This window comes from Citrobacter arsenatis (genome assembly GCF_004353845.1).
GTDB classification, from domain to species: domain Bacteria; phylum Pseudomonadota; class Gammaproteobacteria; order Enterobacterales; family Enterobacteriaceae; genus Citrobacter; species Citrobacter arsenatis.
Window position 1 is genome coordinate 2,001,145 of the sequence record NZ_CP037864.1, and the last position, 21,649, is coordinate 2,022,793.

General features: G+C 52.7%; 20 protein-coding genes. 17 read left to right on the top strand and 3 right to left on the bottom strand.

All coding sequences use genetic code 11. From position 1 onward, the window contains the following. The first annotated feature begins 8 nt into the window (after nucleotides 1-8). Nucleotides 9-962 carry a flagellar hook-associated protein FlgL gene (flgL, locus tag E1B03_RS10530; RefSeq protein WP_133086164.1) on the top strand — a complete coding sequence of 318 codons (954 nt, stop codon included), beginning with the start codon at nucleotides 9-11 and terminating at the stop codon, nucleotides 960-962. A gap of 78 nt (nucleotides 963-1,040) precedes the next feature. Here flgL and E1B03_RS10535 read toward each other — a convergent pair whose 3' ends face one another. After that, the gene (locus E1B03_RS10535; RefSeq protein ID WP_103771445.1) at nucleotides 1,041-2,240 is read right to left on the bottom strand and encodes an MFS transporter; all 1,200 of its coding nucleotides are present in this window, start codon (nucleotides 2,238-2,240) and stop codon (nucleotides 1,041-1,043) included. 21 nt (nucleotides 2,241-2,261) lie between these two features. Here E1B03_RS10535 and E1B03_RS10540 point away from each other — a divergent pair, with 21 nt between their 5' ends. Continuing rightward, on the top strand, nucleotides 2,262-3,287 hold the full coding sequence (locus E1B03_RS10540; protein WP_103771444.1) for a LysR family transcriptional regulator: 1,026 nt from the start codon (nucleotides 2,262-2,264) through the stop codon (nucleotides 3,285-3,287). 40 nt (nucleotides 3,288-3,327) lie between these two features. Here E1B03_RS10540 and rne read toward each other — a convergent pair whose 3' ends face one another. Further along, complete coding sequence (gene rne / locus E1B03_RS10545; protein ID WP_103771443.1) at nucleotides 3,328-6,603, bottom strand: ribonuclease E; 3,276 nt, start codon at nucleotides 6,601-6,603, stop codon at nucleotides 3,328-3,330. Nucleotides 6,604-7,177: 574 nt separating this feature from the next. Between rne and rluC the strand changes: the two genes are divergently transcribed. After that, complete coding sequence (gene rluC / locus E1B03_RS10555; protein WP_181012814.1) at nucleotides 7,178-8,131, top strand: 23S rRNA pseudouridine(955/2504/2580) synthase RluC; 954 nt, start codon at nucleotides 7,178-7,180, stop codon at nucleotides 8,129-8,131. 82 nt (nucleotides 8,132-8,213) lie between these two features. On the opposite strand, the gene E1B03_RS10560 is transcribed toward rluC, so the two are convergent. Beyond that, nucleotides 8,214-8,798: a Maf family protein gene (locus E1B03_RS10560; protein ID WP_043015921.1), complete on the bottom strand. Its 585-nt coding sequence runs from the start codon at nucleotides 8,796-8,798 to the stop codon at nucleotides 8,214-8,216. Nucleotides 8,799-8,995: 197 nt separating this feature from the next. Here E1B03_RS10560 and yceD point away from each other — a divergent pair, with 197 nt between their 5' ends. From yceD to ptsG, 14 genes are all read left to right on the top strand, one after another. After that, on the top strand, nucleotides 8,996-9,517 hold the full coding sequence (gene yceD, locus E1B03_RS10565) for a 23S rRNA accumulation protein YceD (RefSeq protein ID WP_003036239.1): 522 nt from the start codon (nucleotides 8,996-8,998) through the stop codon (nucleotides 9,515-9,517). A 16-nt stretch (nucleotides 9,518-9,533) separates the two neighbouring features. After that, nucleotides 9,534-9,707: a 50S ribosomal protein L32 gene (gene rpmF, locus E1B03_RS10570; protein ID WP_003036242.1), complete on the top strand. Its 174-nt coding sequence runs from the start codon at nucleotides 9,534-9,536 to the stop codon at nucleotides 9,705-9,707. A 121-nt stretch (nucleotides 9,708-9,828) separates the two neighbouring features. Further along, nucleotides 9,829-10,908 (top strand): phosphate acyltransferase PlsX, encoded by a 1,080-nt coding sequence (gene plsX / locus E1B03_RS10575; RefSeq protein WP_133086165.1) that lies wholly within the window; start codon nucleotides 9,829-9,831, stop codon nucleotides 10,906-10,908. Between the two features lie 77 nt (nucleotides 10,909-10,985). Continuing rightward, on the top strand, nucleotides 10,986-11,939 hold the full coding sequence (fabH, locus tag E1B03_RS10580; protein ID WP_103771440.1) for a beta-ketoacyl-ACP synthase III: 954 nt from the start codon (nucleotides 10,986-10,988) through the stop codon (nucleotides 11,937-11,939). 15 nt (nucleotides 11,940-11,954) lie between these two features. Next, complete coding sequence (gene fabD / locus E1B03_RS10585; RefSeq protein ID WP_133086166.1) at nucleotides 11,955-12,884, top strand: ACP S-malonyltransferase; 930 nt, start codon at nucleotides 11,955-11,957, stop codon at nucleotides 12,882-12,884. Nucleotides 12,885-12,896: 12 nt separating this feature from the next. Further along, complete coding sequence (fabG, locus tag E1B03_RS10590; protein WP_133086167.1) at nucleotides 12,897-13,631, top strand: 3-oxoacyl-ACP reductase FabG; 735 nt, start codon at nucleotides 12,897-12,899, stop codon at nucleotides 13,629-13,631. A 155-nt stretch (nucleotides 13,632-13,786) separates the two neighbouring features. Beyond that, complete coding sequence (acpP, locus tag E1B03_RS10595; protein WP_000103754.1) at nucleotides 13,787-14,023, top strand: acyl carrier protein; 237 nt, start codon at nucleotides 13,787-13,789, stop codon at nucleotides 14,021-14,023. An 85-nt stretch (nucleotides 14,024-14,108) separates the two neighbouring features. Beyond that, a complete protein-coding gene (fabF, locus tag E1B03_RS10600; RefSeq protein WP_133086168.1) occupies nucleotides 14,109-15,350 on the top strand; it encodes a beta-ketoacyl-ACP synthase II in 1,242 nt (413 codons plus the stop codon). Between the two features lie 135 nt (nucleotides 15,351-15,485). Then, complete coding sequence (gene pabC, locus E1B03_RS10605; protein ID WP_103771436.1) at nucleotides 15,486-16,295, top strand: aminodeoxychorismate lyase; 810 nt, start codon at nucleotides 15,486-15,488, stop codon at nucleotides 16,293-16,295. 2 nt (nucleotides 16,296-16,297) lie between these two features. Further along, nucleotides 16,298-17,320 carry a cell division protein YceG gene (gene yceG, locus E1B03_RS10610; protein ID WP_133086169.1) on the top strand — a complete coding sequence of 341 codons (1,023 nt, stop codon included), beginning with the start codon at nucleotides 16,298-16,300 and terminating at the stop codon, nucleotides 17,318-17,320. Next, a complete protein-coding gene (gene tmk, locus E1B03_RS10615) occupies nucleotides 17,310-17,951 on the top strand; it encodes a dTMP kinase (protein ID WP_103771434.1) in 642 nt (213 codons plus the stop codon). The genes yceG and tmk overlap by 11 nt, the downstream gene beginning before the upstream one ends. Continuing rightward, nucleotides 17,948-18,952 (top strand): DNA polymerase III subunit delta', encoded by a 1,005-nt coding sequence (holB, locus tag E1B03_RS10620; RefSeq protein ID WP_103771433.1) that lies wholly within the window; start codon nucleotides 17,948-17,950, stop codon nucleotides 18,950-18,952. Before tmk ends, holB begins: the two co-directional genes overlap by 4 nt. 10 nt (nucleotides 18,953-18,962) lie before the next feature. Further along, nucleotides 18,963-19,760 (top strand): metal-dependent hydrolase, encoded by a 798-nt coding sequence (locus E1B03_RS10625; protein WP_049282337.1) that lies wholly within the window; start codon nucleotides 18,963-18,965, stop codon nucleotides 19,758-19,760. 416 nt (nucleotides 19,761-20,176) lie between these two features. Continuing rightward, nucleotides 20,177-21,610: a PTS glucose transporter subunit IIBC gene (ptsG, locus tag E1B03_RS10630; protein WP_103771432.1), complete on the top strand. Its 1,434-nt coding sequence runs from the start codon at nucleotides 20,177-20,179 to the stop codon at nucleotides 21,608-21,610. Nucleotides 21,611-21,649 lie beyond the last annotated feature (39 nt).

Consider the following 21,649-nt stretch of genomic DNA (forward strand, 5'->3'; position numbering starts at 1 on the left):
GGGACACAATGCGTATCAGCACCCAGATGATGTACCAGCAGAATATGCGTGGCATCACTAACTCTCAGGCGGAATGGATGAAGTTCGGCGAACAGATGTCAACGGGCAAGCGTGTGCTCACTCCATCTGACGATCCGATTGCCGCTTCTCAGGCCGTGGTACTTTCGCAGGCCCAGGCGCAGAACAGCCAATATGCGTTGGCGCGAACATTCGCAACGCAGAAAGTATCGCTGGAAGAAAATGTGCTGAGTCAGGTGACGACGGCAATTCAAACCGCGCAGGAAAAAATTGTTTATGCCGGTAACGAAACATTAAGTGATAACGACCGTGCATCGCTCGCCACCGACCTGCAGGGGATCCGCGATCAACTGATGAACCTGGCGAACAGTACCGATGGTAATGGTCGCTATATTTTCGGCGGATACAAAACAGAAACTGCACCGTTTGCCCAAGCGGATGGTGCCTACGGCGGTGGTACGACCAACGTGACCCAGCAGGTAGATGCCTCTCGTACCATGGTGATTGGCCATACTGGCGATAAAGTGTTTGATAACCTGACCAGCAACGCCGTACCGGAACCGGGTGGCGGTGTTCAGGAAAAGAATCTGTTCAAAATGTTGGATACCGCGATTGATGCGCTCAAAACGCCAATTGAGGGTGACGATGTGGCAAAAGATACCGCCGCTGCGGCCATTGCTAAAACCAGCCGTGGTTTGAAAAACTCACTGAATAACGTGCTTTCCGTTCGTGCAGAATTAGGCACACAGCTTAGCGAATTAAGCTCGCTTGATTCTCTGGGCACCGATCGTGCATTGGGCCAAACTCAGCAAATGAGTAACCTGGTAGATGTCGACTGGAACGCCGCGATTTCATCTTATGTTATGCAGCAGGCTGCGCTACAGGCATCCTACAAAGCGTTTACCGATATGCAGGGAATGTCGCTGTTCCAGCTCAATCGCTAACGTCTGGTTTTAAAACATATCATGAAACTGGGTATGTTTGTCTGCCCGCTCCCTTAACACCCGGGAGCGGGCATTTTTTTAAGCTACCGTTCTTTTGCTAAGCGACAGATTCCCCGTCAGCCTTATCACCAGAGCCAGTGCACCGCTAATGGTTGCCAGCGTAACCACACCTTCCCAGTCTGCCAGCGCGTAGACCTGACTGCCGAGAACCGAACCCAGCGCCATACCGATAAATACCATTGTGAACAGCAGAGCGTTCAATCGTCCTCGTGCCTGAGGCTCCAGGCCATAGACCAGGTTCTGGTGGGCAACCAGGCTGGATTGCAATCCGAGATCAAAACCTACCGCCGAAAGGGCAATTAGCAGCCACTGACCCTGTACTGGCAGGGCGGGTAACAAGAACATCAGAGCGAAAGATATTGTTACCAGCAAGGCGCCTAACTGGGTCACTTTTGCCGCGCCCACTTTGTCGGCAAGATGACCTGCCAGCGGTGCAGCAAGCGCACCAGCCGCGCCCGCGATACCAAATGCGCCAGCCATAGCACTACCCATGTGATAATGCTCAGATAACATCACCGCCAGCGTGGACCAGAAGGCGCTAAACGCTATCGACAGAAAGCCTTGTGCCAATGCTGCGCGGCGTAACGCGGGATACCGTTGCCAGAGTTGCGCCATGGAGAGCATTAATGACGGGTAGCTCAGTGTGGAATGGACAGCAAAACGAGGCATCACCTTCCACATAATCGCGGTAATAACGGCAATACTGACGGCTGCGAATTGATACATTTCGCGCCAGCCAAACGCCTCGCCTACCAGTCCGCTGACGGTACGCGAGAGTAAAATCCCCAGCAGAAGACCCGTCATTACGGTGCCCACCGTTTTGCCCTGTTTGCCTTCCGGTGCCAGAATCGCCGCCGCAGGAACAATATCCTGCGCCATGGTTGCTGCCATGCCCATCAACAGGCTGACCAGTAATAGTGAATGTAACTGTCCGGTAAAGCTGCAGGCCAGAAGCAGCACGGCAAGTGAGATGCTTTTCAGCAGGATTAATGTCCGGCGGTCATAACGATCGCCTAATGGCAATAAAAACAAAATACCCAACGCGTATCCGGCCTGGGTCAGCGTCGGAACCAACCCCATACCGGTAATACTTAAGTCCAAATCCTGGCCCATTAAAGGCAGAAGGGGCTGGGCATAGTAGATTGCGGCGACGCTGAATCCGGCACCCAATGCCAGAACGAAAATGACCCAACGGGAAAGTACGGTATGTGTGTTCACGAATGATTCCTCAATCACAGAATGTGCGGCTATTTTTATCTTTCAGCGGGTGGTGTGGTAGCGAGTGTGGTGGTAAAACAGTTATACGTTAGACGTATGAAGAAAATTAAAATGATAAAAGCTGAGCGTATAGATAGGGTCGAGCTGATGCGTACGTTTGTGCGTATCGTCGAAGCTGGATCGCTTTCGGCAGCGGCAAAACAGATGGGGACAACGCAGGCGACCGTCAGCCGACGGCTACAATCCCTGGAAGCGCTGCTTGGTGTAAAACTGATAATGCGCACCACGCATGCGATGAAATTGACCGACGACGGTGAACGCGGCTACCAGCATGCCAAGAATATTATTGATGCCTGGCTGGCGCTGGAAGATGGACTTAATGTTACGGAAGATGAACCGGTGGGGACGCTGCGGGTACGTGCTCCGCACGCGTTTGGGCAGCAGCAGCTACTTGAGCCGCTCTTGCAGTTTCTTTCGCGTTACCCGCAGTTGTCCGTAGAGTGGCTGCTCAATGATAAAACCGTTGATTTCCTGAGCGATAATATTGATTGCGCCATCAGGGTTGGGGTTGAGGTTGATCCTGCGACCGTTTCCGTTTTACTGGCTGAAGTTCCCCGTAGCATGGTAGTGAGTCCTGCATTGCTGGAGCAATATGGCGAGCTTACGCATCCTGAGCAGTTATCAGCGCTACCCTGGATTGCCGTAAATACGTTTTACCAGCACAGCGTATCATTGCTGCATCAGCAGCGTAATGAACCTGTCACGCTGAATATTTCACCCAGATTGAGTACTGACAGTATTTATGTCGCCAGAAATGCCGCCCTGGCAGGGCTGGGCGTGGCCATTGTGTCAAGCTGGATGGTCGAGGAGGATATTGCCCGTGGACGACTGGTTACGCTCTTGCCCGAGTGGCATGCGGCGTCGTTGCCTGTGCATTTGGTTTATCCCTGGGCGCGTTACTATCCGACCCGATTACGCAAGTTTTTAGCCTTAATGAAGGACGTCATGCCGCAGCTAACGGGGATGAAACGCGTAGAACCGATATAAAAAAGCCGACCCGAAGGTCGGCTTTGATGTTGATTACATCTTACTCAACGGGCTGCGGGCGCGTTGCTGGCGCAGTCGCCTGGTGCGTGGCGCTGTGTCCACCTGCAGCACCTTTACCTTCAAAGGCGAATGCCGGGCGCTGCCACTCGCTTTGACGCGGTGCTTCAGGCACATACTCTGGTGCCGGAGCGCGGGTCATCGGTGCGGTCGCATGGCTGTGGAGGTGTTCTGCGTCAACGCTGGTTACGACAACTTCAGCCTTAACGACTGCGGCTTCGACGACAGGCGCTGCAACAACCTCTTGCGGCGCGGTAACGTCTTCAACAACCGGCGCGGTTTCTACCACCTCAGCAATCTCTTCAACCACTTCTGGTTCTGGCTGAGAAATCGCAACTTCCACAGGCGCTTCGACAGCTGGCGCAGTCACGACTTCAGCGACAGGTTCGGCTTTCGCAGCGATGTCTTCAGCAACAGGTGCGTCAGATTCAGCGATAATTTGCGGTTGTTCCTCAACCGGAGTAGCAATGACTTCCGGATGCGTGGTTTCAACCTGTGCGGTTTCAACAACGGCGGCCTGAGGTTCAACAATGGTCACCTCTGGTTTAGCAGCTTCAACTGGCGCAGGGGCGTCTACAATGTGCTCAACGGCAGCTGCAGCAACCTGAGGCTCTACGGCGACAGGTACGGCTTGCTCCGGAATCATTTCCTGGGCGCGCTGCTCTTCAACCTGCTGATCCTGAGGGCGAGCGACAGGATAGCGGATCCAAACTTTACCGGACGCTAATTCAGGAGATGCGCAGGCGACGGTTAACGGCATCGGCGACTGAACCGGATAACGCTCGTCACGGTAACGGCGGCGACGTTGTCCACTTACGCGCAGATGGCGAGGAGAGCGACGAGAACGACGCGGCATACCGTTGGAGTCACGTGCTTCGCTGTTGTCTTCCTGCTCAGTCGCAACGACGGCTGGCAGATCAACTTTTGCCAGTTCGGTGCGCTGTGCCGGTACCGGCTGTTCAGTTGGCTGAGCAACAGCGGTTTCAGCGACCACTGCGGCAGGGGCAGTTGCCACTTCGGTTTCAACTGCGGTGCTGTCTGTGAAACGAACTTTCTGATTCAACTGACGCTGTTTACGGCGGGTCTGAGGCTGACGTACGCGCTCTTCCTGCTCGGTATCCTGCGCAGGCTGTTCAGCCAGGTTCAGCTCTTTAACTTCCTGCTGTGCCTGACGTTTGTCATCGTTACGACGGCGGTTGCGTTCGCGACGCGGAGCCTGCTGCTCATCACCGGATTTCGCTTTATCTGCGACGTCAGTGGTTTGCTGGCGGTTATCGCGCGCATCCGCATTTTGCTGCTGCGACTGACGGCGGTTACGGCGGTTATCTTCACGGTTCTCGCCGCTTTCTGAACGCTCGTTACGGTTGTCACGGTCACCACGGTTGTCGCGATTATCACGACGATCGTTACGGTCGCGACGATTGTTCTGACGCGGCTTACGACGATCCTGCTGGCGTTCGGTTTTCTCTTCAGCTTTCGGTGCTGGTTGTTCAACCGGTTTCACTTCTTCGCTGCCACCGAAGATGGACTTCAGAGCGCCAAAGATGCGGCTCATTAAACCAGGTTGTGCGGCGACGGCTGCGGTCGCTGCTGCGGCTTTAGGCGCGGCGGATTTCGCGGTAGGCTCCTGCAGAGCTGGGGCTGGCGGAACGTCCGGCATGGCGAAGGTGGCCAGCGCCGGTTGCTCTGGCTGTTTACGCTCGACGTATTCTTCTTCCGTCGGTAATGCCATCGCTTCTTCATGCAGTTTCGGCAGCAGGTAGCTCAGGGTAGGTGTTTCTTCCCCTTTGCGTACGCGCAACACGGAATAGTGCGGGGTTTCCATCTGATCGTTTGGCACGATCACACAACGCACGCCATTCTGACGCGTCTCGATGGCATTAACCGCGGTACGTTTTTCGTTGAGCAGGTAGGAAGCGATCGGCACAGGAACAATAGCGTGTACTTCCTGCGTATTTTCTTTCAGTGCTTCTTCTTCGATCAAACGCAGAATAGACAGCGACAGTGATTCGTTATCACGTACGGTACCGGTGCCGGAGCAACGCGGGCACACGTGATGGCTGGATTCACCCAGTGACGGACTCAGACGCTGACGAGACATCTCCAGCAGACCGAAGCGGGAAATATGGCTGATCTGAATACGCGCCCGATCCTGACGAACGGCTTCGCGCAGACGGTTTTCAACCGCACGCTGGTGACGAACCGGCGTCATATCGATAAAGTCGATAACAATCAGGCCACCGAGGTCACGCAGACGCAGCTGGCGAGCAATTTCATCAGCGGCTTCAAGGTTGGTATTGAACGCCGTTTCTTCGATGTCGCCGCCGCGGGTTGCGCGAGCGGAGTTGATATCGATAGCGGTCAGCGCTTCGGTACTGTCGATAACGATTGAGCCGCCGGACGGCAGACGCACTTCGCGCTGGAACGCGGACTCAATCTGAGATTCGATTTGATAGTGGCTGAACAGCGGGATTTCACCGGTGTACAGTTTGATTTTGCTGCTGAAATCCGGACGACCCAGGGCGGCGATGTGCTGACGAGCCATCTCCATGACTTTCGGGTTGTCGATGAGGATTTCGCCGATGTCCTGACGTAAGTAGTCACGGAATGCGCGAACGATGACGTTGCTTTCCTGATGGATCAGGAACGGAGCAGGGCGGCTTTCAGCGGCTTTTTGAATCGCTTCCCAGTGCTTCAGGCGGAAGCTCAGGTCCCACTGCAGTGCTTCGGCGGATTTGCCGACACCTGCGGTACGCACGATAAGCCCCATGCCATCAGGCAGCTCAAGGCTTGCCAGCGCTTCTTTTAATTCGGTACGGTCGTCGCCTTCAATGCGACGGGAGATGCCGCCCGCGCGCGGGTTGTTCGGCATCAGAACCAGATAACTACCCGCCAGGCTGATAAAGGTAGTCAGCGCAGCGCCTTTATTGCCGCGTTCTTCTTTATCGATCTGAACGATGACTTCCTGACCTTCGCGCAACACATCTTTGATGTTGGGACGACCATGGGAGTTGTAGTTGGCGGGGAAGTATTCGCGGGCAATTTCTTTTAACGGGAGGAAACCGTGACGTTCAGCGCCGTAATCAACGAAAGCAGCTTCCAGACTCGGTTCAATACGGGTAATTTTGCCTTTATAGATGTTGGCTTTTTTCTGTTCGTGTCCAGGACTTTCGATATCCAGATCGTACAGACGCTGCCCATCTACAAGGGCGACACGCAACTCTTCCTGCTGAGTCGCGTTAATTAACATTCTTTTCATCGTAACTTACTCATTATTCTTACATTGACGACTAAGCTGCGGGCAGAGTAATGCCTTTCCGGGTGTGAACCGATGGCCTCGTGTCTATTCGCGTCGCCAACCTCACGGTTATCGTCAGCTCAAAGAGGCGCAGAGTGTCGGTTGCCTGTATTTCATACGGAAACACAGCGCAATTATCAGGGGAACAGTCTGGGTGTTACTCTCCAGAAAAGCTTCCTTATTACCGGTAAGGACTGCAACCCGCAGCCCGCTAACTGCCTGAAAGATCAATACGTCTTACGCCATTGCTGCGTTGATGATCGGTCGGGCAAAATTGGGTCATTCCGGAAAGGTTCTTGTTTTAACAAGATTCAACACGGAAACAACCTCATTATTCCACTGCTAACCTTGTTATAGCAAGATGACTTTTGCCATTTATCACCCGGTTACTCACAGTTTTTTCACTTCCGCGTGGTGATTGCTTTAATAACCACCAAATCGGCTATGTCAAACTTAAGTAATAAGGTATAGCAGTTAATATAAGCATAGAAAAATGTGTGGCGCGAATCTTGATGGCTATTTAAAATCGGCCCCCATGAAAACAGAGACTCCAGCCGTAAAAACAGTTGCCATTACTGCCGACGAAGCAGGGCAACGCATCGACAACTTTTTGCGCACCCAGCTCAAGGGCGTGCCAAAAAGTATGATTTATCGCATTTTGCGTAAAGGCGAAGTGCGGGTGAACAAAAAACGCATAAAACCCGAGTACAAACTCGAAGACGGGGACATTGTGCGTATTCCACCTGTACGTGTCGCTGAACGTGAAGAAGAGGCTATTTCGCCAAACTTGCAGAAGGTTGCGGCGCTGACCGATGTCATTTTATATGAAGATGACCACATCCTGGTGCTTAACAAACCTTCAGGTACAGCCGTCCATGGGGGAAGCGGGCTAAGCTTTGGCGTCATTGAAGGCTTACGCGCGCTGCGTCCGGAAGCGCGTTTCCTTGAACTGGTGCATCGCCTTGACCGGGATACCTCCGGCGTACTACTGGTGGCTAAAAAACGCTCAGCGCTGCGTTCGTTGCATGAACAACTTCGTGAGAAGGGTATGCAGAAAGACTACCTCGCGCTGGTACGAGGCCAGTGGCAGTCCCATGTGAAAACCGTGCAGGCGCCGCTGTTGAAGAACATTCTGCAGAGCGGCGAGCGTATCGTGCGGGTGAATCAGGAAGGGAAGCCATCGGAAACACGATTTAAGGTAGAAGAGCGCTATGCGTTTGCGACGCTGGTGCGCTGTAGCCCAGTGACCGGACGTACCCACCAGATCCGTGTGCATACTCAATATGCCGGACATCCGATAGCCTTTGACGATCGCTACGGCGACCGCGAGTTCGACAAGCAACTGGCGGATACCGGACTGAGCAGACTGTTTTTACATGCCGCAGCGTTGAAGTTTACTCATCCGGGCACGGGTGAAGTGATGCGAATTGAAGCGCCAATGGATAAACAGTTGAAGCGCTGCCTCGAGGTATTACGCAGCAAAGCCTGATGCGCGTTGCTTATCAGGCCTACAATCGCGTTATGCGCTGTAGGCCTGATAAGACGCATCGCGTCGCCATCAGGCAGATTAATCAGGCGTTCAGCGGGTTCATCTCTTCTCGTCGCAGCATTTGACACAGTGCGATCAGCGGCAAACCGATCAAGGTGTTTGGGTCGCGACCTTCCAGGCGCTCAAAGAGTGCAATGCCCAACCCTTCGCTTTTAAAACTACCGGCACAATGCAGCGGACGCTCTTTGCGTACGTAATCTTCAATCTCTGTCTCGCTCAAATGACGAAAATGCACGTCAAACGGTTCAACTTCGGTTTGTAAATGTCCGGTCGCAGAATTATACAGCGCCAGTCCGGTATAAAACGTCACAATATTACCACGGGCTTTGAGTAACTGTTGGCGCGCATTTTCTTCTGTTAATGGTTTACCGGTTATTTCGCCATCAAGAACACAAATTTGATCGGAGCCGATAATCAGATGCGATGGATAACGGTGGGCGAGTGATTGCGCTTTTTTCTGTGCCAGTCGCAAGACTAAGTGCCGCGGTGCTTCGCCCGGTAACGGCGTTTCATCAACCTCTGGTGCTGCGCATTCGAACGGAATTGCCAGTTTTTCAAGTAAAGCGCGACGCCAGGGAGAGGTGGACGCAAGAATAAGTTGAGGCATATTTTTTCCCTCGCATATAGCGTATTGATGAGAGCCATTTTAAACTATGGACTTCGTCCTACAAGCTGGCTGTATTGGCTTGTGTTGAGCGATTTTAAGTCGATGACCCGCAATGTGTGCGAATTATTGGCAAAAGGCAACCACAGGCTGCCTTTTTCTTTGACTATATGACGTTACAAAGTTAATATGCGCGCCCTATGCAAAAGGTAAAATTACCCCTGACTCTTGATCCGGTTCGTACGGCTCAAAAACGCCTCGATTATGAAGGTATTTATACTTCTGATCTGGTTGAGCGTGTCGCCGATTCTGTAGTCAGTGTGGACAGTGATGTGGAATGCTCCATGTCGTTCGCTATCGATAACCAGCGCCTTGCCGTTATAACCGGTGATGCGAAGGTATCGGTTACGCTCGAATGTCAGCGTTGCGGGAAACCGTTCCCACTTCATGTTCACACAACATATTGTTTTAGTCCTGTCCGTTCTGACGAGCAGGCTGAAGCACTCCCGGAAGCGTATGAGCCGATTGAGGTTAACGAATTCGGTGAAATCGATCTGCTTGCAATGGTTGAAGATGAGATTATCCTCTCCTTGCCGGTAGTTCCGGTGCATGATTCTGAACACTGTGAAGTGTCCGAGGCGGACATGGTCTTTGGCGAATTGCCTGATGAAGCGCAAAAACCAAACCCATTTGCCGTATTAGCCAGCTTAAAGCGTAAGTAATTGAGGAGTAAGGTCCATGGCCGTACAACAGAATAAACCAACCCGTTCCAAACGTGGCATGCGTCGTTCTCATGACGCTCTGACCGCAGTCACCAGCCTGTCTGTAGACAAAACTTCTGGTGAACAACACCTGCGTCACCACATCACTGCCGACGGTTTCTACCGTGGCCGTAAGGTAATCGCTAAGTAATCACGCATGACTCAATGACTTTCCCACTACGGTGAGAAAGACAAAGAGAACCGCGTGATGAAGCTTAGTGAGGCTTTCCCCGGGTAACTGGGGAAACACCTAACCGGGCAGCGACGATACCTTGACACGTCTAACCCTGGCGTTAGATGTCATGGGGGGCGATTTTGGCCCTACCGTGACAGTGCCTGCAGCATTGCAGGCACTGAATTCTAATTCGCAACTCACACTTCTTTTAGTCGGGGATCCCGATACAATCACGCCATTACTTGCCAAAGCTGACTTCGAACAACGTTCACGTCTGCAGATTATCCCTGCTCAGTCAGTTATTGCCAGTGATGCCCGGCCCTCGCAAGCTATTCGCGCCAGTCGTGGAAGCTCAATGCGTGTTGCCCTGGAGCTCGTGAAAGAAGGTCGAGCGCAAGCCTGTGTCAGCGCCGGTAATACGGGGGCGCTAATGGGACTTGCGAAGTTATTGCTCAAACCCCTTGAGGGGATTGAGCGTCCTGCGCTGGTGACGGTTTTACCTCATCAGCAAAAGGGCAAAACGGTGGTGCTGGATTTAGGCGCCAACGTGGATTGTGATAGCACGATGTTGGTGCAATTTGCCGTCATGGGTTCCGTGCTGGCAGAAGAGGTGGTTGGCATTGCCAATCCCCGAGTTGCGTTGCTCAATATCGGCGAAGAAGAAACCAAGGGTCTCGACAGTATTCGGGATGCTTCTGCTGTGCTAAAAACAATCCCTTCCATTAATTATATCGGCTATCTTGAAGCCAATGAGTTACTGACTGGCAAAACTGATGTGTTGGTCTGTGACGGCTTTACAGGTAATGTCACATTAAAGACGATGGAAGGTGTTGTCAGAATGTTCCTTTCACTGCTGAAGTCTCAGGGTGAGGGCAAAAAACGGTCGTGGTGGCTGCTGTTATTAAAACGTTGGTTACAAAAAAGCCTGACAAGGCGATTTAGTCACCTCAACCCCGACCAGTATAATGGCGCCTGTCTGTTAGGATTGCGCGGCACGGTGATTAAGAGTCATGGTGCGGCCAATCAGCGAGCATTTGAAGTCGCGATTGAACAGGCAGTGCAGGCGGTGCAGCGACAAGTTCCTCAGCGAATTGCCGCTCGCCTGGAATCTGTATACCCAGCCGGATTCGAACTGCTGGACGGTGGCGAAAGCGTAAATTCACGAACACACAGATAACGATGCGTTTGTGAATGCTGTCAGCGTATCAGCGATTTGCTCGTGGCGGTATATAACCAAAAAGTGACTGAGCGTACATGTATACGAAGATTATTGGTACTGGCAGCTATCTGCCTGAACAAGTGCGTACTAACGCCGATTTGGAAAAAATGGTCGAGACCTCTGATGAGTGGATCGTCACTCGTACAGGTATCCGTGAACGCCATATTGCAGCGCCAAATGAAACAGTTGCGACGATGGGCTTTGCCGCCGCAAACCGTGCAATTGAAATGGCGGGCATTGACAAAGAACAAATTGGTCTGATTGTGGTAGCTACCACATCATCCACTCACGCATTTCCAAGCGCGGCATGCCAGATCCAAAGTATGCTGGAGATCAAAGGCTGTCCGGCGTTTGACGTTGCGGCTGCTTGTGCCGGTTTCACCTATGCTCTGAGCGTTGCCGACCTGTACGTTAAGTCTGGCGCAGTTAAGCATGCTCTGGTCGTTGGCTCTGACGTCCTGGCCCGTACCTGCGATCCGACCGATCGCGGAACGATCATTATTTTCGGTGATGGTGCGGGAGCGGTTGTACTGAGTGCATCAGAAGAACCCGGCATTATCTCCACGCATCTGCACGCTGACGGTCGCTATGGCGAACTGTTAACGCTGCCTAACGCCGATCGCGTGAACCCAGAAAACCCGATTCACCTGACGATGGCGGGTAACGAAGTATTTAAAGTCGCGGTGACAGAGCTTGCGCACATCGTTGATGAAACGCTGGAAGCCAATAATCTTGACCGTTCTGCGCTGGACTGGCTGGTGCCGCATCAGGCTAACCTGCGCATTATCAGCGCAACCGCGAAAAAGCTGGGTATGTCAATGGATAACGTTGTCGTGACGCTCGACAGACATGGTAATACCTCCGCGGCCTCCGTACCGTGCGCGCTGGACGAAGCCGTCCGCGACGGGCGTATTAAAGCTGGGCAGTTGGTATTGCTTGAAGCCTTCGGGGGTGGATTCACCTGGGGCTCCGCGCTGGTTCGTTTCTAGTATAAGGATTTAATCATGACGCAATTTGCATTTGTGTTTCCGGGGCAGGGGTCCCAGACCGTTGGGATGTTGTCTGAAATGGCAGCAAGCTACCCAATTGTTGAAGAAACTTTTGCTGAAGCATCAGCTGCGCTGGGCTATGATCTGTGGGCGTTGACTCAGCAGGGTCCAGCCGAAGAACTGAATAAAACCTGGCAGACGCAGCCAGCACTGTTGACCGCATCTGTCGCGCTTTATCGCGTATGGCAGCAGCAGGGTGGTAAAACACCTGCACTGATGGCAGGTCACAGCCTGGGTGAATACTCTGCGCTGGTATGTGCGGGTGTTATCGGTTTTGCCGATGCTGTACGTCTGGTTGAACTGCGTGGCAAATTCATGCAGGAAGCGGTTCCGGAAGGCACTGGCGGCATGTCTGCTATTATCGGTCTGGACGACACTGCTATCGCTAAAGCGTGTGAAGAGTCTGCCGAAGGTCAGGTGGTTTCACCGGTAAACTATAACTCACCGGGTCAGGTGGTTATTGCCGGGCACAAAGAAGCCGTAGAACGTGCCGGTGCTGCCTGTAAAGCCGCGGGTGCTAAGCGTGCTCTGCCGCTGCCGGTCAGCGTGCCTTCTCACTGCGCGCTGATGAAACCTGCTGCTGAGAAACTGGCCGTTGAACTGCAGAAAATCACTTTTAACGCGCCGACCGTGCCGGTTGTGAACAACGTCGATGTGAAGTGCGAAACCGCCGCTGATGCTATTCGCGATGCGCTGGTTCGTCAGCTGTATAGCCCGGTTCAGTGGACTAAAACCGTTGAATTTATGGCATCCCAGGGCGTAGAGCACCTGTATGAAGTTGGTCCGGGTAAAGTTCTGACCGGTTTGACGAAACGTATTGTTGACACCCTGACTGCTTCGGCACTGAATGAGCCGGCGGCACTGTCTGCGGCGCTAGAGCAATAAAAGAGGAAGACCATGAGTTTTGAAGGAAAAATCGCGCTGGTTACCGGTGCAAGCCGTGGCATTGGCCGCGCAATTGCTGAGACACTCGTTGCCCGTGGCGCGAAAGTTATCGGTACTGCAACCAGCGGAAGCGGCGCGCAGGCCATTAGCGAATACTTAGGTGCAAATGGTAAAGGTCTGATGTTGAATGTGACCGATCCGGCATCTATCGAATCTGTTCTGGAAAATATTCGCGCAGAATTTGGTGAAGTCGATATCCTGGTCAATAATGCCGGGATTACTCGTGATAACCTGTTAATGCGTATGAAAGATGACGAGTGGAACGATATTATCGAAACCAACCTGTCATCTGTTTTCCGTCTGTCAAAAGCGGTAATGCGAGCTATGATGAAAAAGCGTCATGGGCGTATTATCACTATCGGTTCTGTGGTTGGTACCATGGGAAATGCGGGTCAGGCTAACTACGCTGCGGCGAAAGCGGGTCTGATCGGCTTCAGTAAATCACTGGCACGCGAAGTTGCGTCTCGTGGCATTACTGTAAACGTTGTTGCTCCGGGCTTTATTGAAACGGACATGACGCGTGCGCTGTCTGATGAGCAGCGTGCGGGTACGCTGGCGGCAGTACCTGCGGGTCGTCTTGGCGATCCGAAAGAAATCGCCAGCGCGGTTGCATTTTTAGCTTCTGACGAAGCAAGTTACATCACAGGTGAGACTTTGCACGTCAACGGCGGGATGTACATGGTTTAACCACGAGATAAAAAAATTTGCGTTATTAGGGTGAATGCCCTCAAAATAACGTAAAATCGTGGTAAGACCTGCCGGGATTTAGTTGCAAATTTTTCAACATTTTATACACTACGAAAACCATCGCGAAAGCGAGTTTTGATAGGAAATTTAAGAGTATGAGCACTATCGAAGAACGCGTTAAGAAAATTATCGGCGAACAGCTGGGCGTTAAGCAGGAAGAAGTAACCAACAATGCTTCCTTCGTTGAAGACCTGGGCGCAGATTCTCTTGACACCGTTGAGCTGGTAATGGCTCTGGAAGAAGAGTTTGATACTGAGATTCCGGACGAAGAAGCTGAGAAAATCACTACCGTTCAGGCTGCCATTGATTACATCAACGGCCACCAGGCGTAAGTGAACATCTCCAGGCGGTCATTCGACCGCCTGAGTTTTATCTTTTTATCCCACTTGAATTATTTTCCCTCCCTGGAGGACAACCGTGTCTAAGCGTCGTGTAGTTGTGACCGGACTGGGCATGTTGTCTCCTGTCGGCAATACCGTAGAGTCTACCTGGAAAGCTCTCCTTGCCGGTCAGAGTGGCATCAGCCTGATCGACCATTTCGATACTAGCGCCTATGCAACGAAATTTGCTGGCTTAGTAAAGGATTTTAACTGTGAAGACATTATCTCGCGCAAAGAACAGCGCAAGATGGATGCCTTCATTCAATATGGAATTGTCGCTGGCGTTCAGGCCATGCAGGATTCTGGCCTCGAAATTACGGAAGAGAACGCCCACCGTATTGGCGCCGCTATTGGCTCCGGTATTGGCGGTCTCGGTCTTATCGAAGAAAACCATACCTCTCTGGTAAACGGTGGACCGCGTAAGATCAGCCCGTTCTTCGTTCCGTCGACGATTGTTAACATGGTGGCAGGTCACCTGACCATCATGTACGGCCTGCAAGGGCCAAGCATCTCCATCGCGACTGCCTGTACTTCAGGCGTACATAACATCGGTCATGCCGCACGTATCATTGCATACGGTGATGCAGATGCGATGGTTGCGGGTGGTGCAGAAAAAGCCAGTACGCCGCTGGGCGTGGGTGGTTTTGGCGCTGCACGTGCGCTGTCTACACGTAATGATAACCCGCAAGCGGCGAGCCGCCCGTGGGATAAAGAGCGTGATGGCTTTGTGCTGGGCGACGGCGCAGGCATGGTGGTACTGGAAGAGTACGAGCATGCGAAAGCGCGCGGTGCAAAAATCTATGCTGAAGTGGTTGGCTTTGGGATGAGCAGCGATGCTTACCATATGACGTCACCACCGGAAAACGGTGCAGGTGCTGCGCTGGCAATGGTCAACGCGCTGCGTGATGCGGCTATCGAAGCGGGGCAAATCGGCTATGTTAACGCACATGGTACGTCCACCCCTGCAGGCGATAAAGCTGAAACCCAGGCAGTGAAATCCGTCTTTGGTGATGCTGCTAGCCGTGTGATGGTGAGCTCCACCAAATCCATGACCGGACACCTGTTGGGTGCGGCGGGCGCGGTAGAGTCAATTTTCTCTATTCTGGCGCTGCGCGATCAGGCTATTCCGCCAACCATCAACCTGGATAATCCGGATGAAGGTTGCGACCTGGACTTCGTGCCACACGAAGCGCGTCAGGTAAGCGGTATGGAGTACACCCTGTGTAACTCCTTTGGCTTCGGTGGCACCAACGGTTCTTTGATCTTTAAAAAGATTTAAGTCTGTCAGGTGATGCGTTAGCATCGATAGCAATTTAAAAAGGTCCGCTTGTCGGGCCTTTTTTTATTCGGTTTTCTGTCCTTGTCCTGTGTACTTCATCCTGCCAAACTAGCGGACCAGAAATAAGGAGCCACCATGTTCTTAATTAACGGCTGCGAGCAGAATATGCTGGCCGCAAGCGACCGGGCGACTCAATTCGGTGATGGCTGTTTTACCACGGCGCGTATTATCGACGGCGAAATTTGCCTCTTTGCCGCGCATCTTGCACGTTTACAAGAGGCTTGCCACAAATTGCTGATCCCTTTCGAAAATGGGTCAGAGCTGCAAAGTGAAATGAAAATGCTGGCGCAAGGGCACTCGCGTGGTGTGTTGAAAGTTATTATCAGCCGTGGCAGCGGTGGCCGGGGTTACAGTAGTGCGAACTGTCACAATGCCACACGTATTCTCTCTGTTTCAGCCAGGCCCGATCATTACGATCGCTGGCGGCAAGAGGGGATTACGCTGGCGCTAAGCCCAGTGCGACTGGGGCGTAATCCGCTACTTGCCGGACTTAAGCACCTGAATCGACTGGAGCAGGTGTTGATTCGCTCTCATCTTGAGCAGACAGATGCAGATGAAGCGCTGGTTCTTGACAGTGAGGGATGGGTTACGGAATGCTGTGCGGCTAACGTGTTCTGGCGTAAGGGCGATGTGGTTTACACTCCCCGGCTGGATCAGGCCGGAGTAAACGGCATTATGCGACAATTCTGTATCCGGATGCTGGCACAATCGCCGTTCAGCATTGTCGAAGTGTATGCCGGGTTGGAAGAGGTTATGCAGGCCGATGAAATTATCGTCTGTAATGCGTTAATGCCTGTTATTCCCGTGCGCGCTTGTGGCGACACGTTGCTGTCTTCACGTTTGTTATTTGATTTTTTAGCCCCACTTTGTGAGCACCCGAATTAGTCATGAAAAAATTGTTACTCGTTGTCCTGTTATTGCTGGTTGTGCTGGGCATTGCCGCGGGAGTGGGAATGTGGAAAGTTCGCCATCTGGCGGACAGTAAATTATTGATTAAAGAAGAGACTATTTTTACGCTGAAAGCGGGCACAGGCCGTCTGGCTCTCGGCGAACAGCTGTATGCGGACAAGGTTATCAATCGTCCGCGTGTGTTCCAGTGGCTGCTGCGTGTGGAACCTGAACTGTCGCATTTTAAAGCAGGAACCTACCGCTTTACGCCTGATATGACGGTGCGTGACATGCTGCAACTGCTTGAAAGCGGTAAAGAGGCGCAGTTTCCGTTGCGCCTGGTTGAAGGGATGCGCCTGAGCGATTACCTCAAACAACTGCGCGATGCGCCGTACATCAAACATACGCTGAGCGATGATAGCTACGATACGGTTGCTCAGGCGCTGAAGGTGGAAAATCCGCAATGGGTGGAAGGCTGGTTCTGGCCTGATACCTGGATGTATACCGCCAATACATCCGACGTGGCATTGCTAAAACGTGCGCATCAGAAAATGGTTAAAGCGGTGGATACTGTGTGGGAAGGGCGCGCTGAAGGACTGCCTTATCAGGATAAAAATCAGTTGGTAACCATGGCCTCCATTATCGAAAAAGAGACAGCGGTTGCCAGCGAGCGCGACCAGGTGGCTTCGGTCTTTATTAACCGCTTACGGATTGGCATGCGTTTACAAACCGATCCAACGGTGATTTACGGAATGGGGACACGGTATAATGGCAAGTTGTCGCGTGTGGACTTAGATACCCCGACCGCCTATAACACCTATACCATTACGGGGCTACCGCCTGGCCCAATTGCCATGCCGGGAGAGGCCTCGTTGCAGGCCGCGGCACATCCGGCCAAAACGCCGTATCTCTATTTCGTGGCTGACGGTAAAGGCGGCCACACGTTTAACACCAATCTTGCCAGCCATAACCGGTCCGTGCAGGATTACCTGAAAGTGCTTAAGGAAAAAAATGGGCAGTAACTATATCGTCATTGAAGGCCTGGAAGGCGCCGGAAAAACCACTGCGCGTAACGTGGTGGTGGAGACACTTGAGCAACTCGGTATTCGTGACATGGTTTTCACCCGCGAACCTGGTGGAACGCAGCTGGCTGAGAAACTAAGAAGTCTGGTGCTGGATATTAAATCGGTCGGTGACGAGGTCATTACCGATAAAGCCGAAGTGCTGATGTTTTACGCGGCGCGTGTACAGTTGGTCGAAACGGTTATTAAACCTGCACTGGCGAGAGGCGCGTGGGTAATTGGCGATCGCCACGATCTGTCGACCCAGGCGTACCAGGGAGGCGGACGTGGTATCGATCAAAACATGCTGGCAACCCTACGCGATGCAGTGCTCGGTGATTTTCGCCCGGACCTGACGCTCTACCTGGATGTGACTCCAGAAGTTGGGTTGAAGCGAGCCCGTGCTCGCGGCGAGCTGGATCGCATTGAGCAGGAATCTTTCGATTTCTTTAATCGCACCCGCGCGCGCTATCTTGAACTGGCTGCCAACGATGCCAGCATTCGTACTATCGATGCTACGCAGCCGCTGGAGGCTGTGATGGCTAATATCCGCAATACCATCACCCAGTGGGTGAAGGGGCAGGGCGCATGAAATGGTACCCATGGTTGCGACCGGATTTTGAAAAACTGGTAGCCAGCTACCAGGCAGGTCGTGGTCACCATGCGTTACTGATTCAGGCATTACCCGGAATGGGTGATGATGCGCTGATTTACGCGCTCAGTCGCTATTTGATGTGCCAGCAACCGGAAGGGCATAAAAGCTGCGGACACTGCCGGGGCTGTCAGCTGATGCAGGCGGGGACGCATCCTGACTACTATTCGCTGCTGCCGGAAAAAGGTAAAAGCACGCTGGGAGTTGATGCGGTACGCGAAGTCAGTGAAAAACTGTACGAGCATTCACGTCTTGGCGGTGCGAAAGTGGTGTGGATCCCTGATGCCGCACAGTTAACCGATGCCGCCGCCAATGCCCTGCTGAAAACGCTGGAAGAACCGCCGGCGCAAACCTGGTTTTTCCTCGCCAGCACGGAGCCTGCACGTTTGCTGGCGACATTGCGCAGCCGCTGCCGGTTACATCACCTTGCTCCACCGGCTGAGTCGTACGCTATCTCCTGGCTTGCCCGTGAAGTGAGCGCGACTCCAGAAGCGCTGCTTAGCGCATTACGCCTGAGCGCAGGTTCGCCGGGTGCGGCACTCACGCTGTTACAGGCTGAGAGCTGGGGGCACCGCACGGATTTTTGTGCGGCACTGGCGAACACATTACGCGCAAATGACTGGTATATACTGCTCGCGGCGTTAAATCACGACCAGGCTGCCGCCCGTTTACACTGGCTGGCAACGTTGTTGACGGATGCGTTGAAACGTCCGTACGGGGTTTCCCATTTAACGAATCCTGATGCGCTGGACCTGGTATCTTCTGTCGCAGAACGGTTATCCGTCGCCCAGATACAGGCAATACTTGGTGACGTTTGTCATTGCCGCCAGCAGTTGCTGAACGTGACTGGCGTTAACCGTGAGCTGGTGTTAACCGATCTTATCCTTCGAATTGAGCATTACCTGCAACCAGGCACCGTATTGCCTGTTCCCCATCTTTGAGAGAGACATTATGTTTTTAGTCGACTCACACTGCCATCTTGATGGCCTGGATTATCAATCTCTGCATAAGGACGTGGATGACGTGCTGGCGAAAGCGGCCGCACGCGATGTGAAATTCTGTCTTGCCGTCGCGACCACTCTGCCAGGATACCGCAGTATGCGCGAGCTGGTGGGTGAACGTGACAATGTGGTTTTCTCCTGCGGCGTGCATCCGTTGAATCAGGATGAAGCCTATGATGTTGAAGACCTGCGCCGTTTTGCCGCCGAAGAGGGCGTTGTGGCGATGGGGGAAACCGGGCTGGACTATTTTTACACGCCGGAAACAAAGGTGCGCCAGCAGGAATCTTTTATCCACCATATTCAGATTGGTCGTGAGTTACAAAAGCCGGTTATCGTGCATACCCGTGATGCGCGAGCCGATACGCTGTCGATTCTGCGCGAAGAAAAAGTGACGGATTGTGGTGGCGTACTACACTGTTTTACAGAGGACAGAGAAACGGCGGGTAAATTGCTGGATCTCGGATTTTATATCTCGTTTTCCGGCATCGTTACGTTCCGTAACGCAGAGCAGCTCCGTGATGCCGCCCGCTATGTTCCTCTGGATCGGTTGTTGGTTGAGACGGACTCTCCCTACCTTGCGCCTGTTCCGCATCGTGGAAAAGAGAATCAGCCCGCCATGACTCGCGACGTTGCGGAGTACATGGCTGTAGTGAAAGGTGTTGCCGTTGAAGAACTGGCACAGGCAACCACTGATAACTTTGCCCGCCTGTTTCACATCGATGCTTCTCGCCTGCAATCAGTTCGTTAACTGACTTATTTTAAAGCTCGTAATTAATAACTAAAGCGAGTAAAGTTCACCGCCACAAAATGGGCGGTGAATAACCATATTGACACATTCAGAAACGCATTTTATCGGAATGTGCGGATTTTACGGCCATTCGGGACCGAATTGTGATAGCCGTCAAACAAAAACAAACTGAATTATTTTACTCTGTGTAATAAATAAAGGGTACTTAGATGCCCTGTACACGGCGAGGTTCTCCCCCCTCGCTAATGCGTGAGAACGTAGAATACACAAAGTCATTCAAGCTGCATCAAGACGGCATGTGAGTGAATTGCAGGAGCTTGCTTGAGTAAGTGACTGGGATGAACGAACGCAGCCAACGCTGAGGCAATTTGAAGGATGACGTGTATAAGCACAAATACTCAGGAGCACTCCTAATTATGTTTAAGAATGCATTTGCTAACCTGCAAAAGGTCGGTAAATCGCTGATGCTGCCGGTTTCCGTACTCCCGATTGCAGGTATCCTGCTGGGTGTCGGTTCCGCTAACTTCAGCTGGCTGCCAGCCGTTGTATCGCACGTAATGGCAGAAGCAGGCGGATCTGTTTTTGCAAACATGCCGCTGATTTTTGCCATCGGTGTTGCGTTAGGCTTCACCAACAACGACGGCGTATCTGCACTGGCATCCGTTGTTGCTTACGGCATCATGGTTAAAACCATGGCTGTAGTTGCGCCGCTGGTTCTGCATTTACCTGCTGAAGAGATCGCCGCAAAACACCTTGCTGATACGGGTGTTCTCGGGGGGATTATCTCCGGTGCGATTGCAGCGTACATGTTCAACCGCTTCTACCGTATCAAATTGCCTGAGTATCTTGGCTTCTTTGCGGGTAAGCGCTTCGTTCCTATTATTTCTGGTCTGGCTGCCATCTTCACGGGTGTGGTTCTGTCCTTCATTTGGCCACCGATCGGTACTGCTATTCAAACGTTCTCCCAGTGGGCTGCATACCAGAACCCGGTCGTGGCGTTCGGTATCTATGGCTTCATTGAACGCTGCCTGGTGCCGTTTGGTCTGCACCATATCTGGAACGTTCCATTCCAGATGCAGATTGGTGAATACACCAACGCTGCTGGTCAGGTGTTCCACGGCGATATCCCTCGCTATATGGCAGGTGACCCGACTGCGGGCAAACTGTCCGGTGGCTTCCTGTTCAAAATGTACGGTCTGCCGGCTGCCGCTATTGCTATCTGGCACTCTGCTAAACCTGAAAACCGCGCGAAAGTGGGCGGTATCATGATCTCCGCGGCGCTGACCTCGTTCCTGACCGGTATTACCGAGCCGATCGAGTTCTCCTTCATGTTCGTGGCGCCGATCCTGTACATCATCCACGCGATTCTGGCTGGTCTGGCATTCCCGATCTGTATCCTGCTGGGTATGCGTGACGGTACGTCGTTCTCCCATGGTCTGATCGACTTTATCGTTCTGTCCGGTAACAGCAGCAAACTGTGGCTGTTCCCGATTGTCGGTATCGGTTATGCGATCGTGTACTACACCATCTTCCGTGTGCTGATCAAAGCGCTGGACCTGAAAACTCCGGGTCGTGAAGATGCTACCGAAGACAGCAAAGCAGGTGCATCCGGCGAAATGGCTCCGGCTCTGGTTGCGGCATTCGGCGGTAAAGAAAACATCACTAACCTCGATGCGTGCATCACTCGTCTGCGCGTCAGCGTGGCTGACGTTGCTAAAGTGGATCAGGCTGGCCTGAAGAAACTGGGCGCGGCGGGCGTTGTGGTAGCTGGTTCCGGTGTTCAGGCTATCTTCGGGACGAAGTCCGATAACCTGAAAACTGAAATGGATGAGTACATCCGTCACAGCTAAGCAGTAAGAAGTTGGGGAGAACTAAGGCAGCCTGCGGGC

Excerpts from the sequence above, each read along its gene's own strand:
- ptsG (WP_103771432.1), top strand. The coding sequence starts at position 20,177 with ATGTTTAAGAATGCATTTGCTAACCTGCAAAAGGTCGGTAAATCGCTG.
- pabC (WP_103771436.1), top strand. The coding sequence starts at position 15,486 with ATGTTCTTAATTAACGGCTGCGAGCAGAATATGCTGGCCGCAAGCGAC.
- rluC (WP_181012814.1), top strand. The coding sequence starts at position 7,178 with ATGAAAACAGAGACTCCAGCCGTAAAAACAGTTGCCATTACTGCCGAC.
- E1B03_RS10540 (WP_103771444.1), top strand. The coding sequence starts at position 2,262 with ATGTGCGGCTATTTTTATCTTTCAGCGGGTGGTGTGGTAGCGAGTGTG.
- holB (WP_103771433.1), top strand. The coding sequence starts at position 17,948 with ATGAAATGGTACCCATGGTTGCGACCGGATTTTGAAAAACTGGTAGCC.
- flgL (WP_133086164.1), top strand. The coding sequence starts at position 9 with ATGCGTATCAGCACCCAGATGATGTACCAGCAGAATATGCGTGGCATC.
- rpmF (WP_003036242.1), top strand. The coding sequence starts at position 9,534 with ATGGCCGTACAACAGAATAAACCAACCCGTTCCAAACGTGGCATGCGT.
- E1B03_RS10560 (WP_043015921.1), bottom strand. The coding sequence starts at position 8,798 with ATGCCTCAACTTATTCTTGCGTCCACCTCTCCCTGGCGTCGCGCTTTA.
- E1B03_RS10625 (WP_049282337.1), top strand. The coding sequence starts at position 18,963 with ATGTTTTTAGTCGACTCACACTGCCATCTTGATGGCCTGGATTATCAA.
- fabD (WP_133086166.1), top strand. The coding sequence starts at position 11,955 with ATGACGCAATTTGCATTTGTGTTTCCGGGGCAGGGGTCCCAGACCGTT.
- fabG (WP_133086167.1), top strand. The coding sequence starts at position 12,897 with ATGAGTTTTGAAGGAAAAATCGCGCTGGTTACCGGTGCAAGCCGTGGC.
- acpP (WP_000103754.1), top strand. The coding sequence starts at position 13,787 with ATGAGCACTATCGAAGAACGCGTTAAGAAAATTATCGGCGAACAGCTG.
- fabH (WP_103771440.1), top strand. The coding sequence starts at position 10,986 with ATGTATACGAAGATTATTGGTACTGGCAGCTATCTGCCTGAACAAGTG.
- yceD (WP_003036239.1), top strand. The coding sequence starts at position 8,996 with ATGCAAAAGGTAAAATTACCCCTGACTCTTGATCCGGTTCGTACGGCT.
- tmk (WP_103771434.1), top strand. The coding sequence starts at position 17,310 with ATGGGCAGTAACTATATCGTCATTGAAGGCCTGGAAGGCGCCGGAAAA.
- yceG (WP_133086169.1), top strand. The coding sequence starts at position 16,298 with ATGAAAAAATTGTTACTCGTTGTCCTGTTATTGCTGGTTGTGCTGGGC.
- rne (WP_103771443.1), bottom strand. The coding sequence starts at position 6,603 with ATGAAAAGAATGTTAATTAACGCGACTCAGCAGGAAGAGTTGCGTGTC.